We start from the raw sequence: 17232 nt of genomic DNA on the forward strand, positions 1-17232 counted from the left end.
AAAAACTTATAAATTAAAAAAAATAAAGGGAGCATTGCTCCCTTTTACTTTTCTAACGCATTTATTTAAATGCTTCTATAAGCACATGCTGTGAATTGTGTGCTTCCTCACCCTCTTGAACATGCGTACGAATCCAACGCCCATCACTTTGGAGCAACCAAGCTTGCTGATTATCTTTTAGGTAATTCACTAAACCTAATTGATAAATACGCTTTTTCAAGGCTGGATCTTCAATTGGGAAACAGGCTTCCACGCGATTAAATAAATTACGATCCATCCAGTCTGCACTTGAACAAAAAATACGTGAATCACCATTATTACTGAAATAATACACTCGAGTATGCTCTAAAAAGCGCCCAACAATAGAGCGCACGCGAATATTTTCAGACAGCCCCGGTAAACCTGGACGCAAACAACAAATAGAACGAATAATTAAATCAATCTGTACACCTGCTTGTGACGCTTCGTACAGTTTATTGATCAACTGAACTTCTGTTAATGCATTAACCTTGACTATAATTTGCGCAGACTTGCCCGCTTTAGCATTAGTAATTTCATTATCAATATAATTGATGAGTTGAGTATGTAAGGTAAATGGTGCATGCAGCAGTTTTTTTAGCTTCGCCATTTTACCCATACCGGTCAATTCTTGGAAAATACGATGTACATCTTCACAGAGTTCTTTATCTGTGGTTAATAGACCGTAATCCGTGTAGATACGCGCATTTCCCGCATGATAGTTGCCCGTACCTAAATGCACATATCGCACCAATTTATTGTTTTCGCGGCGTACCACCAAAATCATTTTGGCATGAGTTTTATAGCCCACGATGCCATACACGACAACTGCGCCTGCTTCTTGTAATACATTAGCCACAGCAATGTTTGATTCTTCATCAAATCGTGCTCGAAGCTCAATTACAGCGGTGACCTCTTTACCATTACGTGCTGCTTCCGCTAAAACTTGCACAATCTCCGAATCTGCGCCACTTCGATAAAGCGTTTGTTTAATGGCCAAAACTTGTGGATCACGTGCAGCTTCGCGTAGTAAATTAATTACCGGTGCGAATGATTCAAAGGGATGGTGCAGCAAAATATCTTGCTTTTGCATCGCACTAAAAATGTTTTCAGATTTTTTGAGTACTTTCGGAATAACAGGAATATGCGCGTCATAACGTAGATGTGGACGTTTAAAGTTTGACAGTAAACGTGCAAGGTTAACTGGTCCATCTACTTTATAGAGTTGCTCTTCTTCTAAATCGAACTCATCGAGCAAATATTCATAAATATGCTGAGGACAATTTTCTGTCACTTCCAAGCGAACGGCGCGACCAAAACGACGTGAATTCAACTCACCTTTCAGGGCTTTAGCCAAATCTTCAACATCTTCATTTAAAGCCAAATCGGCATTACGCGTCACGCGGAATTGGTAGCAACCCGTCGCCGTCATGCCGGGGAACAAATCAGAGACATGTTCATGAATAATTGCCGATAGCATCACATGATGTTCTTTGCCACCGGTTAATTCATCTGGAAGGCGAACTACACGTGGTAGCGAACGCGGTGCAGGTACAACGGCTAAGTCAATCTGACGACCAAAAGCATCCTTCCCTTCTAAAGTCACAATAAAGTTCAGCGACTTGTTGACCAAGCGAGGGAATGGATGTGCGGGATCTAAGCTAATTGGCGTTAAGACTGGAGCAACTTGCTCTTGAAAATATTTTTTCACCCATGCCGACTGTGCAGGGGTTAACTCACCACGACGTAAGAAGCAAATGTCTTCTTCACGCAGTTTGGGTAAAATTTCTTGATTTAAAATACGATACTGGCGCTCAATTGCCGCATGCGCTGTCGCAGAAATTTCATCTAATACTTGTTTTGGTGTTAAGCCATCTGGACTGCGGCTTTCATTACCTAAGTCTAGCTGTTCCATCATTCCCGCAACACGAATTTCAAAAAATTCGTCTAAGTTACGTGAAAAGATCAGCAAGAAATTCATGCGTTCAAGTAATGGATGTATCGGATCAACCGCTTGTTCGAGCACACGCAGATGAAAGTCGAGAATCGATAACTCTCGATTGATATAACGATCATTATAAGTATATTCAGTAGGTACTTGCGCGACTTCAGCTGCGGTATTCATCTCAAACCCATATAAAAAATGTGTGCTGTACTCAGTTTAGTATGCTTCAAATTTATGACAATTTCATAAAAAAAGCCCATAAAGATGAGCTTTTTGTTGTAATTCAAATCACTGCCATGCCATTTGACGGGTGTGTCGATTGTTCTTAATCTGGGATATGGCTATAACGCATATATTTTTGGATCATGCGCTTACGATAATTTAGCTTACGATCTTGTCGATTTTCATCATAATATTTTGGATTAGGTAAAATCGCCGCAATAAATGCCGCTTGCTCTCGGCTCAAACTCCGTGAACTTTTACCAAAATAGTGCTGTGTTGCAGCTTCTACACCATAGATGTTGTCCCCAAACTCAACCGAGTTGAGATATACCTCTAAAATGCGCTGCTTCGTCCACATGCGTTCCATCATCCATGTTGCAACGGCTTCCTGCCCTTTGCGGATAAATGAACGCTTGTTATATAAAAATAAGTTTTTTGCCAATTGCTGAGAAATGGTCGATCCACCTGCAACCACTTTGCCTTTATCTTTATTGCGTTCTAAAGCATTTTGCATGCCTTCCCAATCAAAACCTTTGTGTTGTAAAAACTTGCCATCTTCCGCGGCAACAACAGCATGTTTGACATAATCACTGATTTGGTCGTAATCACGCCATTCGTGTTTAATCGGTTTGGAGGGCTCAGACCAATAATCTAAACGCATCATCATCGTGGATTCCACAGGATGCGTACGCCACCACACCAGACTACCAAAGATCCAAAGCTGCACCAAAAGCACAAGACTGACAAGAATTAACAATGTACGAACAATAAAGGCTTTCATGTCAGTGTGTTACTCCAGAAATTCTGTTTTTTCATGTTAAGCTTATTTTTAAATATTTTGACACAGTACAAGAATAGCATGTCTGAACTCAGCCCTCCTGCTGTATCAACCCGTAAGCTGCAAATCCAACTGTGGTGGATCACGGCACTCTTAATTACCATCAATGTTGGACTCTTTGGCTGGCAAGTGTTGCATGGAATGAACGTTAGCCAACCCGACACACTGGATGCTTTGCGTTGGGGTGCTGATTATGCACCTTTAACCTTTTTAGAGGAACCCATCCGCTTATTCAGCAGTATGTTTTTTCATTTTGGCCTGATTCACCTGATGTTGAATATGTGGGCTTTGTATATTTTTGGCAGTGTTGCCGAGCAAATGTTAGGTCGTTTCTACTTCCTTGGCCTGTATGTTTTAGCCGGACTGATGGGAAGTTTGTTGAGTGGGTATTTAACCATTCAAGACAGCTATGCATTATTGGCCGAAGGTGCAGCCAATCAGCAGCTTTTTCCGAGTATTGGTGCAGGTGCATCGGGTGCAGTGATGGGACTGGGTGCAGCGTTGACGATTATTTCGCTGCTTCCGATGTTACCTAAACAACAATTTTATCTGGATAAAAAAACCTTATTGATGGTGATGGGTATTAACCTCGCGATGGGCTTTATGATTAGTGGAATTAATAATGCCGCGCATATTGGCGGCATGTTGATGGGGGCTGCATTGGCTTTCATTTGGTATGTGGGACAAAAATTACATCAATCCCTAATCATTCAAATGATCGGTCTAATCGCCGCAGCTGTCGGATGCTACCTGTTTTATCTGCATTGCCAACAATTAATCCAACCGATTTTACCGCTTTGGGAACACTTTATCCTGCTGATGAAGCAATCTCTCGCAGCACGTTAAACAGTGGAATGAACCCTGTGGCTATCAACACAGATATGTTGAAAACATATCAAATCATGTCTAAACCTGGACTGCGCACTGGGTTCCTGCTCCACTCTTAACTTGCTCGGCTGTTAACCATCTCCCCCCTTAACTATTTAGTTCACGTAAGCTTTCTAAGGGTGGGATGTCGCAAAGATAACTTAAGCGATAACGTCCGATCAATGTACAGACTAAGGTCATGACCAGTGGGAGGATCAACCAAATCTCTGCATGTAGCTGGATGGTCAGTTCCATTTTATAACTGACAATCGCACTGATCACTTCAGCAAAAATACACGCCACGACACCTGAAATTAGTCCCATCAAACCAACTTCCAAACTGAGCATCGACTTTAACTTTTGCTTGGAACTGCCGAAGGAGCGCAGTAATGCCACTTCTTTTTTGCGTTCATCCATAAATAAATTCAAACATGCAACCAAGACCAAAATGCCTGAAATACTGACCAACAGCGCCAAGATGGTGATAATTTGAACCAATACGCTGACGATGCGTTTGATCTCATCCAAAATCAGACTGACATCAATAAACACGGTATTCGAAAACTGCTGAATTAGACCAATCAATTGATTTTTATCTTGCGGTGGAACATAGAAACTCCCCAAATAGCTGCCTGCATTTTCATCCATGGTTTGGGGAGAAAAAATAAAGAAGAAGTTTGGACTAAAACTTTCCCACTCCACACTACGAAGGTTAATTACCTTGGCTTGCAAAATCCCTTCAGGAAGGCTAAAACTCAGTCGATCTCCAATTTGAATACCCAGCTCTTGTGCGGTTTTCACCTCTACCGATACTTCATTGACTTGTTGAAACTGCTGACTACCCGCGATGATTTGATTATCTTTTGGAAAAGTTGTGGCCTGCGTAAGATTTAATTCACGGCGTAATGAATTATTGCTTTTAATTAAGGCATCCGAAAAAGGGAGATCATTTTTGGCAATTAAACGCCCACGAATATTCGGGTACATCGGCGTCCCTTGCCAACCATGCAGCTTGAGTTGTTGATTAAAATCCTGCAACTCAAATGGCGGTAATCCATAGACAAATTGGTTAGGTGTCCCTTGTGGTAATTGCTGTTGCCAACGTTCCAGTAAATCTGTACGTAATACCGCTAGAACCGTGATCAGACTTAGACCCAATGCCAAGGCAGTAATTTGAAATGCCGTTTGATACGGTGTACGTATATACGCAGAGATTTTCGTCCCGCAACTTTTCAAGGCTTTCAAACTGAGCCAGACCATCATATATAGGCCAACACACAGGAAGATGATGGCGCAAATCAGCCACAGGGTGAGTTGTAAATTTTCAGTTAAAACCACACAAAACACCACCAAACTGAGCGTGCCGAAACTGAGCATCCAAAGCATGGAACGTACAGAACGCTCTTGTTGTCGTATCACCCGTGCTGGCGGTGTCCCTAATAATTGCCAAAGACTTGGAAGAACAAATCCTAATAGCACAATCGCACTGGTGAATATTGCAATTGGAAGCGGGCCAAGCAGCATAGACAGGGCTGAAAACTCTAATTGTAAATTTGGAATCAGCTGTAGCATCAGTTGCAATAAGCCATAACCCAATCCCAGACCAATCAAACTTCCAAACAGGATTGAAAGCCCGAGTACAACCAACAGTAAAGCCAAATAAGCACTTAATATTTGCTGTTTGGTCGACCCAATACAGCGCATCAGTGCAATGGCATCTTGATTTTGTTGGACATAGCGCTGACTGGTTAATGCGATGGCGATACCACAAAGTAGAATGGTTAAAATATTCGCCAGTTGTAAAAACGTTTCAAGATTGGCAATTGGCTTCATCAAGCGAGTATTGCCTTCACTGGCATTTCTCAATTTCAAACTGCTTTGAGCCGCATCCTGAACCTGCGCATGATCTGAATTAGCAGCACCACTTTCGCTTTGATCACCAAATTTCTGCTTATAGAGTTTTTCAAAGCGCTGGGTATTTTGTGCATCTCCTGCCATTAACAGGCGATATTCAATCCGACTCCCGACTTGGATGGCATTGGTTCTCGCCACCTCAGACTGCGCAATCACAACTGTCGGTGAAAAACCACTGAAACCGAGTTCCTGATTGGTGTCATGGATGATTTTGGCACTGACTTGAAAAGCAGCATCGGCAATATTGATCTGATCTCCAACCTTTACACCCAATAAATCCATGGCACGAGGACTTAACCAGACCTCACCTGCTTGTATAGAACGGTTTAGTTTCGGTTCTGTTTCGAGTTCACCTCGTAATGGAAATGCAGCATCAACGGCTTTGACATTGACCATGACAAATTGCTGATCAGTGTGCGCCATGCTGCTAAATAGCGTGACATTCGATTGTTTTAATTGCTGTGCTTTGGCTTGTTGTTGCCACTCTTGTGGAATTGGTTCATTGGCTGTCAGCACCAAGTCTGCTGCCAACATTTCAGCAGCTTGTAGCGCTACTGCATTTTGAATTTGTACATTGCTAAACTTTAAAGCAGTGGTGGCACTGATCGCCAAGGTCAGTGCGATCAATAATAAATACACACCCGTGGTTTTAAAACTCAGCTGTAAGAGTGGTCGAAACAATGCCAAAAGATTCATGCAGCCTCTCCTGTTCGATGCTCAATCAATTGACCATTGACCAATTCAAAGTGGCGCTGACATTGACGGGCCAAATCGGCATCATGCGTCACCAATACCAAAGTGGTTCCCATTTCACGATTTAACTGAAATAACAGTTGTTCAATTTCCTGTGCCGTTGCACTGTCTAAATTACCTGTCGGTTCATCTGCAAAGATCAGATCGGGTTCACTCACCAAAGCACGGGCAATCGCAACCCGTTGCTGCTCACCACCCGATAAAACTTTAGGGGCTTGATGCGCTTGGCGTTCTAGTCCGACCTTTGCTAACAGTTTTAATGCTTTTTCTTCGGCAGCTTTGACCTGAAAATTTGCTTGTAACCGTAGCGGCAGCATGACATTTTCAAGAGCCGTTAAATGTGGCAACAACTGGAAAGACTGAAAGACAAAACCAATATGGGCCAAGCGGACTTGAGCACGCTGTTCTTCATTTAATAGATGAATGTCCTGACCACAGACCCGTAATTGTCCCGAACTGGCCTGATCTAAGGTCGCCAAAATCCCCAACAACGTAGATTTACCTGAACCAGAACGACCAGTGATCGCAACTTGTTCCCCTGCAAATATTTCAAGATCGAGTTGTTCAAAGATCGATAACTGTTTTTGTGGAAGTTGTATCTTTTGTGTCAATTGCTGTGCAGAAATAATCGCCTGTGGCATGATGTCAACATCTGTCGTGAGTTGGGTCATATCTTCCCTATATGCAAAATCGCATTCAAAATAATCGTCTATTGAGTTACTTGCTGGCTATTGCACTGATGTTCTGCCCGATGCTGCTCTCTGCCAAAACCATTATGATTTTGGGCGATAGCTTAAGTGCAGGTTATGGTGTTTCAGTGCAGCAAGGTTGGGTCCACTTATTACAAAAACGTCTAGACCAACAGTATCCGAAACAACATAAAGTGGTCAATGCAAGTGTCAGCGGTGAAACCACCAGTGGAGCTTTGGCACGACTACCTAAACTGTTGCAAACTCATCGTCCAGACCTTGTGGTGATTGAATTAGGTGGTAATGATGGTTTACGCGGACAGCCCCCTGCACAAATTCAAAAAAACTTAGCGCAGCTGATTCAAAAAAGCCAACAGGCCAAATCGAAAGTCATTTTATTTGGAATGAAAATTCCACCGAATTATGGCAAGGCATATAGCCAAGCTTTTGAAAATAACTATCAAGTGCTGAGCAAACAGTACAAAGTCAAATTATTGCCTTTCTTTATGCAAGGGGTTGCGGGACATAAAAACTTAATGCAACAAGATCAGATTCACCCGAATGCCAAAGCGCAAACAATTTTGCTGAACAATGCTTATCCATTGATCAAAGCAAGTTTATAAATTTAGTTGGTGAAAATGGATTCGTTAAAAAAGGCGCTTCATTTGAGCGCCTTTTTTTAAATCTTGTATTTACTGTAGTTTGCTTAGAAATCGTAGAAGCTTACTTCACCCGTTTCGAGTGAATACTCAGCGCCCACCACTTTTAGTTTGCCTTGCGCAATTAAGTTTTCGAGGACTGCTGAACCATGACGCAGTTGATTTACTGATGCAAAAACGTTTGAACGTACTGCATGCATTGAAAGTTTTTCGAGGTCATCTTTCAATTCAGTTTGCATGAGTATTTCTACAGATGGACGAACGCGGTTCACAATCGACATCAAATTTGCTGATGGCGGTGTCGCAGGGTTAGTTAAAGCTTCAATCGTAGAATGAATCGCGCCACAGTGTGTATGACCCAATACAATGACCACAGGACAACCGAAGCTTTCTGCTGCAAATTCCACGCTACCGACTTGAGACGGTGCCACAATATTACCTGCAACACGAATCACGAATAAATCGCCTAAGCCTTGGTCAAATACCATTTCAGCAGGAACACGTGAGTCTGAACATCCTAAAATAATCGCAAAAGGTTCTTGGCTTTCGGCCATTTCAGCACGTTGTTGATGCGTCAAAAGCCTTGGGTGATTCGTTTCACCGTCTACAAAACGTTGATTCCCTTTTTTTAAACGATCTAAAGCTTCTGCTGCTGTTAGCATGTTCTAATTACCCTTATCCGAAGTTGCAATATTTTAATCCCAGTCGAATCGATTGTCACTTGCAAAAACAATTGCTGTGAATTTTTTCTACGACGATGCAACTTGATAGAAAATGCTACTCCACATTCATCAAAAAAAATTATTTTTTCTGTAATGGTTCACATTATTAAAACGCAAGTTTAACCACGTCAAAAAAGCAATGGATGACAAAGGTCATTTTTAATTTACAATATATTTCATAAATATACGCTTTTACTATTTCAGCCCATTCTGATAATAGTCATATAAATGATCTAAAAAAATATATCGATTCGATTTAACTGGGGTAAACGTCAATGAAAGGACATCATTCACGCGTTTTTGGCTTTTTCAAGCTAGCAACAATTTGCTGTATGACGTTTACTGCCAACCACACTTTGGCTGCAAATCCGTCTCCCATCAGCAAAAACCTGGCTGTACCCTCTATCGTGCAAAATTATTTGAGCCAAGAACGTAAAGCGGCTGGTTTAGTCACACATAGCGTTCAAGTCGGGAATGTGAATTGGAGTTATAGCGAAGGTGGTCAACGCTCTAAACCGACCATCTTGCTCATTCATGGTTTAGGCGGCACACGTGATAATTGGAACCGTGTTGCGCATTATTTAACACCGAACTATCACGTGATCATCCCTGACCTTCCGGCCAATGGCGATACACATGTGCCGGTCGATTTTGATGTCTCTGTCCCGAATGTCACGGAACAACTACGCCAGTTTGTCCTTAAAATAGATATTGAAGATAAACTGAATGTTGCAGGTCACTCATTGGGTGGTTCCATTGCCACGGTATATGCCTCTCAATATCCTTTTGATACCCAAAGTTTATTTTTACTCAACAGCGCGGGCATTTATAAACAAGCCAATACCAGTTATACCCGTGACCCGTATAAACTTAAAAATTTAATCGTTTCAAAACCGGGGGATTTAGATGATGTTATGCATAAACTCATGCAGAATCCGCCTAATGTTCCGACACAGCTTAAAGAAGCGCAGGAAAATATCTTAATTGCGCGTGCGCCCTTCACCAGTAAAATGATCGATCAAGTCGTCACGCTCAATCGAATCTACACCCCTGAAACTTTTGCTCGATTAACACGAACGGTGGAAGCCCCAACCCTGATCCTTTGGGGCAAACAAGATAAAATCTTTAATGTGGAAGTGGCTGGCGAACTCAAATCTTTACTGAAACGTGCAGAAACCCCAGTGATTTTAAATAATGTCGGTCATATGCCAATCTTAGAAGCCGAACAACAAGTTGCAGAGCATTACTTGCCTTTCCTCGCGAAAAGTCAAAAGTTTAAAAACCCTTTGGTAGATAAACTGATTCAGTTAAACTGAGCATTCGCCATTTTTAGATCCCCATCACTGGGACTTCAGGGAAAGTATGCAGAAAAACCCGATGATTGAGCAGTTGATTGACGCTCAACTGAACTTTTTAGATCAGAGCTTTTCACACAATGATACCGTAGCCACTGAATTCACCCATTTTTATCAATGGTTTCGTAAACAATCTTTGCAGCAGATTTGGAGTTTTGATCAAATCAATGCCTTGTTGCAAAAGCAAATATTAAATACCCCTGCAAGTCAATTTCTGATTGAGCAAATTGCTGAACATATCAAATTTGCACTGATTCATCCTGCAAATGACAGCACCACGATTGCCGAAATCATCCCAGTATTGACCATCGATAAAATTGCGCAGTATGTGGCCAGTAAACAAGGACATCGTCAGCGTTTAATTCATACCATGGTCAACAATCCTGCATTTTCAGCCATGATCAGTCAGTTGATTCAACATGCGATACAAGATTATTTAGATAATTCGGTGATTGCAAAATCGGTACCCGGTGTTTCACGATTTATGAAAATGGGGAAATCGGTACTGGAAAATGTCACAGATACCAATTTAGATAATGCTGTCAGCAAATACTTGCAAAAGAATATTTTAAAGCTCAGTCAAATGAGTGAAACCGTGTTAAATCAGCACTTTGATGATCATAAGCTGTACCACTTTCAAGCCAATTTGTGGCATAAAATTAAAGCGCTGCCAGTTTCAGTATTAAAGAACTATGTTGAAGTTCAGGACTTGCCGCAAACGGTTGCCATGGGTCATGAAATTTGGGACTTTATGCGACAGTCCGAGTATATGAAACAGCAAGTGCATGATGGCGTATACGCTTGGTACGTGCGCAATGCAGAACGCCCTTTTGATTTATTGCTACGTGATTTAAATATTGATGAAGCACTGATTCAGCATGAACTTCAAAACTTACTCAATCCTATCGTTCAACAAATGATTGAGTCGGGTTATATACGTGAGCGTTCCCGTCTGTATTTAGAACAGTTTTACTACTCAAGTGAAGCACTGAAAATTTTAAATATCCCAACATAAAAAAAGCCGCGTGAAGCGGCTTTTTTTTTGGAAATACTTAGAACTGGTATTTCAAACTTACATAATAAGCTCGACCCGGCTCGTTATATGTTTGGTTGACCGTTTTATCACGCAGTTTTTGCTCATCAAATAGGTTATTCACACCGATACGAGCACTTAAAGCCGCATTAAATTTATAACCAAAGTTAATGCCTGCAATGCCATAACTTTTCACGCTATCCATCGCCAAGCCATCTTTGCTTTCAAGACTGGTTTCTGCATATTGACGTGGTTTTTGACGTCCATATTGGGTATAGACAAAGTTACTGTCTAATCGATCCGTAATGTTGTAGTTCAAAATAGAGTTCAGCGTGTAATTCGGAATCACTGAAAGCGGATTACCAGTACGTTTATCTTCAGAGTTGATCATATAGGTGACGTTATTGGTCCACGTGATATCACCCCAGTCCAAAGAAATACTTCCTTCAACACCTTCTACCAAGGCTTCAGGCGTATTCATCCAACGCAGTACATTATATGTTGTACCATTTACTTCTAGTTCTTCTAGACGCGTATCCCCTGCAACGATCTTATTTTTATAATCATTACGGAACCATGCAAAGCTTGCATTCACGATGTCTTTTTCGAACTGCACACCTAACTCTTTATTCACTGAAGTTTCAGGTTTGAGATCGCCATTACCTTGTAATAGACATTGGCTCAGCCCAATCGGACAGCCATTACCGCGAGTACTTAACAGATAACCTTCCGCATTTTGGTACATATTGGGTGCTTTATATGCCTTAGCCACACCACCTTTTAGTGTCCAATAGTCACCAAGTTTTTGCGTAATATTGAGACTTGGACTCCAGCTATCGCCCGATTTGCTATGATTATCATAGCGCAGTGCCAAAACAACATCGGTGCTTTCGCCCAAATTCATATTATTTTCAATATAGGCCGACACAATCCGTGAATCCATGTGTGAACGGTCACCTGAAGTCAGCGCATCACCAAAACCGCCTGCGCCAGCTTGTGTATTAACCGTATCGGTAAAGTCATCTTCGACCCACTCAGTGCCTAAAGTTAGTACCTGTGGAACATACCATTGGAACGGCAGATTGGCTTCTGCATTAAAGCGAATGGTTTCTAGATGTGACGTTTGTTTATTTTCAAGATTATTAATCTGTCCCTCTGTACTACCACCTGTACCTTCAGGTAAGCGCTTATTTTTGGTTTTGTCATATTGCGCTATGAGTTTACTGTCACCCCACCCCCAAGTACCTTCATGAGTTAATGCAAAAGTATCACGATAAATGGTATTGGTTTCTTCACCAATTAAAGCGGATAAAATGGGCGCCTTGTTCGGATCGGCTGGATCAAATACACTGTTTTGACTGTCACCTGCAAAACGGTTGCCTTGGCGGCCAACACTTGCGTCAAACATCAAGACTTGTTGATCGTTCAACTGCCAAGCCAAGCGTCCTGCGATATCTTTATTTTCAACGCCTTCTCGACCCGCCATACGCGCACCATTGTCCATTAATGCATTAATATCCGCAGCATCTGAATCGGTTTTGTTATAACTACCGTATAAACGATATGAAAGGACATCTTTGAGAATTGGCCCGCTTAAGTTAAAGCTTTCACGGTGACTTGCACCCTCTTTAGCGTCTTCGGGCTGATTAGTAAAAACCTCCACAGAGCCATGCACTTCGTTGGTCACTTTCTTGGTTTTAATATTGACCACACCACCCATTGCACCTGAACCATAACGCGCTGCAGCTGGACCACGCAGTACTTCAATCGATTCAATAGCATCTGCAGGTACCCAGTTCGAATCGCCACGTGTATCACGCTCACCGCGCCAGCCATAACGTACTGAGTTTCTCGAATTTACAGGCTTGCCATCAATTAAGATCAACGTGTTTTCAGGCCCCATACCACGGATATCAATTTGACGGTTATTACCACGTTGGCCTGTGGCACTGTTACCAGTCAAATTGACACCCGGCATACGGCGCACATACTCTGAAATATCATTCACAACCGGCATTTTTTCTAAATCTTCTGCCGTAATTTTTGAAGCACCTAATGATTGTTTAACTTGTTCTGCTGCAGTAACAACAATGGTTTCCATCTTCGTTACGGATTCATCTGATGCTTCAGTGTGCACATTTTCTGCATGCGACAAACTTACCAATGCACAGAGTATTGAAAGTGTAAGCGTTGATTTTGATAGTTGTTTGGTCATTGAGTGCTTCCAAATAAACGTATTTATGGAGAAATCTAGAATAATGTGTTGCACATTGTAACCAACACAAACAATATTGCAATTAATTTTATTAATCATTCTCATTTATATTTGTGATATCGCTTATCATTTTGATGTAAAAACCCTAGAAATATCTGAAAATCTTCGTTTTTTTGATTTAGACAATAAAAAAGCCGCAACGTTGCGGCTTTTTATAAAAATACTGAACTTATTTGAAATAAGCACCTTCAGTATTACTGTGATCCGTTTGGTCAACAACACGCATTAACTCAGGTACATGCTGCTTCAATGTTGTTTCAACACCTTGTTTCAAGGTTAAATCGATTGAAGAACAACCTTGACAACCACCACCGAATTTAAGCACTGCAGTTAAACCATGTTCTGCATCTTCAACCACTTCTACCAGTGCACAGTTACCACCATGACCTGCAAGGCCAGGGTTAATTTCTGACTGTAGAACATAAGTGATACGCTCTTCTACAGAGGCATCTGGACCCACACGTGGCACTTTTGAGTTTGGTGCACGGAATGTTAACTGACCACCAAAACGGTCTTTGTTATAGTCAATCACCGCATCCAAAAGATATGGAATAGACGGTGTGTCAATAAATGCAGGGAAATCTGGATAGTCTTGTTTATAGTCTGTAGGCACAACTTCTTCTGGTGCACTGTAAGCCATACAACATTCAGCACGTGGCGTACCCGGATTTTCCACAAAAACACGTACACCAATGCCCGGTGTATTTTGTTTATCCAAAAGATCTTTCAAATACTCTTGGGCATTCGGAGTGATCAATAGGTTTGGAATTTCTTCAGCAACTGCTGTGCTGTTGTTCTCAGTCGACATTACAATATTTCCTCAAGCTGAAGTCGCTATTTTAACTTAAGATGCGGGGCATTAGAAAAAAATCAACTAAAATTGTCGGAATTATTCTGAAAGTTCACGCTTTGGGCAGATTTAATGGCATTATTGAGCATAAATTTTAACAAGTAGAATAGTCATATATGTTGGGCCTACCCTTTAACCACACCGTGACCATTATCCTGATTACGGTGGTGATTTCACTGATTGCATTTTCAAATCATAAAGTGATGAATCGTTTGTTATTTTGGCCGCCAGCCCTCAGTCGTGGCGAATATGACCGATTTATTAGCCATGGTTTTATTCATGCAGATGGCGCGCACCTATTGTTCAACATGATTACCTTATTTTTCTTTGGTAGCGTGATTGAAAGTTTTTATCGCCAATATTTCTTCGACATGGGCTTTGTGCTGTTTTACTTGGGTGGCTTGATCGCAGCGATTATTCCGAGTTATTTAAAACATAAGCATGATACCCATTGGGCAAGTTTAGGGGCTTCTGGGGCGGTATCTGCGGTACTCTTTGCGTATATCTTGTTTGAACCGTGGAAACTGATTTTTGTATTCTTTATTCCAGTTCCTGCGATTATTTTTGCCGTGCTGTATGTGGCTTATAGTATCTGGTCAGGTAAACGTGGCAACAGCAATATTAACCACAGCGCACACCTTTGGGGCGCAGCGTATGGTGTAATCATGACGATTATTCTTGAACCGAAACTCATTCCACATTTCTTAAGTCAGTTATTAAACGTTCCTTTCTAACGTTAAGTCTAAAAAATCAGCTGGATTTAACCTGAAAATGACAGCCTAAACCGTTTCAGTTTAGGCTTTTTTATTGTGCTGCGTTAAACCGAAATGTCCTTTAATTTTTTCTTTAGCAAATTTCCACATCTACAACACTGCACTTTGAATATCGAGCTATACAATTTCACAGCAGATTGAAACGCTATCTACCCTTGCCCTGATTTAAACTGAAATGACACAGAATAGAAAAGGGAAAATTCCAATGAAAATAGTCCTGATGTTCTCAAGTTTGCTGTTGACCTGCGTGTTGAGTGCTTGTGCCGTTCACACCCGTGAAGGCAGTATCGTGGTCGACCCAGATCGTAATCACTATCCTTATAAGTACCCAGATCGACATGGCGACTTTTGCCCGCCCGGACAGGCTAAAAAAGGCCGTTGTTGATTTGCCGTTGCTGATTTCATGCCCTCTTCTTTTAAGCCTTCAAACCGAAGGCTTTTTCAATTCCGGCAATAAAATTTGAAGCTGTATATTCTACGAAAGTTCACAGAAGCACATGACAAATCATATAAATCTGGCACTTTATGCCACCCTATTTTTTAATTTGGCATAGATAATGTATACATCTGTATATTAATGACAAAATTAGCTGAGATATTTTGCATGTCGAGTTCAACTGAAGGTCTTCAATTTCCCATTTCGGCTTCAAACCAAAAGCCGAGTACATCTAAAACTGGTCGTGAAATTATCGCTGAAGCCTTAGCTGCAGTTGACCATCACTCTTCTGTACGTGCAAAACAAGAAAAAAACTGGCGTAAAAAATATCCTGAATATTTTAAAGCCTTGGTTGAACAAGGAATTCAATCATCTGAAGCTGCGATCAACATTGCTGAGCAAGGTTTAAATAAAGCGCATCACGTCTTTGAGTTTTATCGTAATCAAGAAAAGTATACGCTCAAAGATGCAGTAGCTTTGACTGCACATCCGCTGCATACCGTGAAATTAAAAGGTGAAAGTGACGCAGCGCCTGAGTGGTATGTGCCCTATCATGGTCAAAAACTTCAAGGTGAGGCTTTACTGGCTCAGATTCAAAAATGGCAAGATGCTGGCATCATTGAAGCCAGTCATGCCGACGCATTACGTGAAGCCATTGCACACCCAGAATGGTTCGATTTGTCAGATCGGACTATGGTGCTTTTTGGTGCTGCCTCCGAAGCTGGCCCTCTGACGTGGTTAGCAAAATGGAAAGCCAATATTGTGGCAATCGACCTCAATAATGAACGTGTTTGGGATCGAATCTTAAGCACGGTTCAGGCCGGTAATGCCACTTTATATGCACCAAGTCTCGACGCTGTGCATGAAGACACACCCATTCAAGAACTAAAACACAAATTGGGCGCCAATTTACTGACACACATTCCTGAAATTGCACAATGGCTTGCACAAAGTGAACATCAACTAGATCTGGCTGCAATTGCCTATTTAGATGGTGAAAAGCATGTTCGTGTTGCAATGGCAATGGACAGCATCATGGCCTATGTCAGCCAACAAAAAGCCGACACCAGCTTGATGTTTATGTGTACTCCGACCGATGTCTATGCGGTTCCAGAAGAGATTGTTACGGCAGCGCAAGCCAAATTCCAAAACCGTGCTTCTGCACAAAAACTATTGACACAAAGTATTGCCAAAGTCACAGGTCAGCATTTCTTTAAGCAAAATAATGAGCAAACCACCACAGCAGACAATGGAAAATCCTATGGTATTGCTGACTGTCTGGTGGTGGAACAAGGTCCAAACTACGCACTCGCAAAACGTATCCAACAATGGCGCGCAACTGTCGCACGTCAAAATGGTCAGCGGGTTAGTATCAATATTGCGCCATCCACCACGACCCGCTCAGTGACGAAGAACCCATTATTAAAGGCAGCATTTAATGGTGCGAGTTTATTTGATGTGGAATCCTTCCAACCTGAAACCACCAATGCACTCATGGCAGCTTTATGGATTCACGACTTGAGAAACCCTCAATCGGTTGCTAACCCTGAAACAGCGCTAGACCATCCATTAGAACTCATGATGCATGGTGCCAACCATGGTGGCTTATGGCGTGTGGCTTATTTGGCGCGTACTGCCTTACCTTTTGCAGCGCTGTATGGTTTTGCTGAAGAGAAATTACCCGTGAAAAAAGTATTGGGACTGTTTAAAAAAGCGTAACGGCATTGGTTCAAATAAGTGTTGAACTTTGCAAAGCTTCAACTCGCTAGTTTGATTGTTCTAATTCAGCTCTCAGTCATCCCATTAAAATCGGTGATGTCTGAGATAAAGCCAAAAAAAAACGCTGCCGAAGCAGCGTTTTTTATATCTGGAATTTGAGTTGC

Annotated in this window: 14 protein-coding genes; 7 read left to right on the forward strand and 7 right to left on the reverse strand. The window is 41.7% G+C overall.

Features of this window, described 5'->3' with window-relative positions; genetic code table 11:
• Positions 1–61: 61 nt before the first annotated feature.
• Positions 62–2143, reverse strand: a complete 2082-nt coding sequence (gene ppk1 / locus MST18_RS11350) for a polyphosphate kinase 1 (protein WP_111884435.1) — start codon at positions 2141–2143, stop codon at positions 62–64.
• Between the two features lie 145 nt (positions 2144–2288).
• Complete coding sequence (mtgA, locus tag MST18_RS11355) at positions 2289–2966, reverse strand: monofunctional biosynthetic peptidoglycan transglycosylase (protein WP_078193019.1); 678 nt, start codon at positions 2964–2966, stop codon at positions 2289–2291.
• Positions 2967–3044: 78 nt separating this feature from the next.
• On the opposite strand from mtgA, the gene MST18_RS11360 reads away from it, so the two are divergent.
• Positions 3045–3869, forward strand: coding sequence for a rhomboid family intramembrane serine protease (locus tag MST18_RS11360; RefSeq protein ID WP_180133807.1), 825 nt, complete (start codon positions 3045–3047; stop codon positions 3867–3869).
• 129 nt (positions 3870–3998) lie between these two features.
• Here MST18_RS11360 and MST18_RS11365 read toward each other — a convergent pair whose 3' ends face one another.
• Together MST18_RS11365 and MST18_RS11370 are read right to left on the reverse strand one after the other, a co-directional pair.
• On the reverse strand, positions 3999–6500 hold the full coding sequence (locus MST18_RS11365; protein ID WP_180133808.1) for an ABC transporter permease: 2502 nt from the start codon (positions 6498–6500) through the stop codon (positions 3999–4001).
• A complete protein-coding gene (locus MST18_RS11370) occupies positions 6497–7228 on the reverse strand; it encodes an ABC transporter ATP-binding protein (protein ID WP_180107560.1) in 732 nt (243 codons plus the stop codon). Before MST18_RS11370 ends, MST18_RS11365 begins: the two co-directional genes overlap by 4 nt.
• An 11-nt stretch (positions 7229–7239) precedes the next feature.
• Here MST18_RS11370 and MST18_RS11375 point away from each other — a divergent pair, with 11 nt between their 5' ends.
• Positions 7240–7869: an arylesterase gene (locus tag MST18_RS11375; RefSeq protein WP_180133809.1), complete on the forward strand. Its 630-nt coding sequence runs from the start codon at positions 7240–7242 to the stop codon at positions 7867–7869.
• A gap of 83 nt (positions 7870–7952) precedes the next feature.
• Here the strand turns inward: MST18_RS11375 and MST18_RS11380 are convergent, their stop codons facing one another.
• Positions 7953–8567, reverse strand: a complete 615-nt coding sequence (locus MST18_RS11380) for a carbonic anhydrase (RefSeq protein WP_180133810.1) — start codon at positions 8565–8567, stop codon at positions 7953–7955.
• A 335-nt stretch (positions 8568–8902) separates the two neighbouring features.
• Here MST18_RS11380 and MST18_RS11385 point away from each other — a divergent pair, with 335 nt between their 5' ends.
• Positions 8903–9943 (forward strand): alpha/beta fold hydrolase, encoded by a 1041-nt coding sequence (locus MST18_RS11385; RefSeq protein WP_373684464.1) that lies wholly within the window; start codon positions 8903–8905, stop codon positions 9941–9943.
• A gap of 46 nt (positions 9944–9989) precedes the next feature.
• The gene (locus tag MST18_RS11390) at positions 9990–10997 is read left to right on the forward strand and encodes a hypothetical protein (RefSeq protein WP_168379238.1); all 1008 of its coding nucleotides are present in this window, start codon (positions 9990–9992) and stop codon (positions 10995–10997) included.
• Positions 10998–11034: 37 nt separating this feature from the next.
• On the opposite strand, the gene MST18_RS11395 is transcribed toward MST18_RS11390, so the two are convergent.
• Positions 11035–13230 (reverse strand): TonB-dependent siderophore receptor, encoded by a 2196-nt coding sequence (locus MST18_RS11395; protein ID WP_180133812.1) that lies wholly within the window; start codon positions 13228–13230, stop codon positions 11035–11037.
• Between the two features lie 229 nt (positions 13231–13459).
• Positions 13460–14098: a Fe-S biogenesis protein NfuA gene (gene nfuA / locus MST18_RS11400; protein ID WP_078189947.1), complete on the reverse strand. Its 639-nt coding sequence runs from the start codon at positions 14096–14098 to the stop codon at positions 13460–13462.
• 158 nt (positions 14099–14256) lie between these two features.
• On the opposite strand from nfuA, the gene MST18_RS11405 reads away from it, so the two are divergent.
• The 3 genes from MST18_RS11405 to MST18_RS11415 all read left to right on the forward strand — a co-directional run bounded on the left by MST18_RS11405 (position 14257) and on the right by MST18_RS11415 (position 17068).
• Positions 14257–14874 carry a rhomboid family intramembrane serine protease gene (locus MST18_RS11405; RefSeq protein WP_180133813.1) on the forward strand — a complete coding sequence of 206 codons (618 nt, stop codon included), beginning with the start codon at positions 14257–14259 and terminating at the stop codon, positions 14872–14874.
• A gap of 244 nt (positions 14875–15118) precedes the next feature.
• A complete protein-coding gene (locus tag MST18_RS11410) occupies positions 15119–15298 on the forward strand; it encodes a hypothetical protein (protein WP_078193028.1) in 180 nt (59 codons plus the stop codon).
• A gap of 219 nt (positions 15299–15517) precedes the next feature.
• Positions 15518–17068, forward strand: coding sequence for a hypothetical protein (locus MST18_RS11415; protein ID WP_111884443.1), 1551 nt, complete (start codon positions 15518–15520; stop codon positions 17066–17068).
• Positions 17069–17232 lie beyond the last annotated feature (164 nt).

The sequence above is a fragment of the Acinetobacter sp. YH12068_T genome (assembly GCF_024606005.1).
Lineage (GTDB): Bacteria > Pseudomonadota > Gammaproteobacteria > Pseudomonadales > Moraxellaceae > Acinetobacter > Acinetobacter amyesii.

Coding starts and splice junctions, on each gene's coding strand:
- MST18_RS11405 (WP_180133813.1), top strand. CDS start 14,257: ATGTTGGGCCTACCCTTTAACCACACCGTGACCATTATCCTGATTACG.
- mtgA (WP_078193019.1), bottom strand. CDS start 2,966: ATGAAAGCCTTTATTGTTCGTACATTGTTAATTCTTGTCAGTCTTGTG.
- MST18_RS11360 (WP_180133807.1), top strand. CDS start 3,045: ATGTCTGAACTCAGCCCTCCTGCTGTATCAACCCGTAAGCTGCAAATC.
- MST18_RS11410 (WP_078193028.1), top strand. CDS start 15,119: ATGAAAATAGTCCTGATGTTCTCAAGTTTGCTGTTGACCTGCGTGTTG.
- MST18_RS11380 (WP_180133810.1), bottom strand. CDS start 8,567: ATGCTAACAGCAGCAGAAGCTTTAGATCGTTTAAAAAAAGGGAATCAA.
- MST18_RS11385 (WP_373684464.1), top strand. CDS start 8,903: ATGAAAGGACATCATTCACGCGTTTTTGGCTTTTTCAAGCTAGCAACA.
- MST18_RS11390 (WP_168379238.1), top strand. CDS start 9,990: ATGCAGAAAAACCCGATGATTGAGCAGTTGATTGACGCTCAACTGAAC.
- ppk1 (WP_111884435.1), bottom strand. CDS start 2,143: ATGAATACCGCAGCTGAAGTCGCGCAAGTACCTACTGAATATACTTAT.
- MST18_RS11415 (WP_111884443.1), top strand. CDS start 15,518: ATGTCGAGTTCAACTGAAGGTCTTCAATTTCCCATTTCGGCTTCAAAC.
- MST18_RS11395 (WP_180133812.1), bottom strand. CDS start 13,230: ATGACCAAACAACTATCAAAATCAACGCTTACACTTTCAATACTCTGT.
- nfuA (WP_078189947.1), bottom strand. CDS start 14,098: ATGTCGACTGAGAACAACAGCACAGCAGTTGCTGAAGAAATTCCAAAC.
- MST18_RS11365 (WP_180133808.1), bottom strand. CDS start 6,500: ATGAATCTTTTGGCATTGTTTCGACCACTCTTACAGCTGAGTTTTAAA.
- MST18_RS11370 (WP_180107560.1), bottom strand. CDS start 7,228: ATGACCCAACTCACGACAGATGTTGACATCATGCCACAGGCGATTATT.
- MST18_RS11375 (WP_180133809.1), top strand. CDS start 7,240: ATGCAAAATCGCATTCAAAATAATCGTCTATTGAGTTACTTGCTGGCT.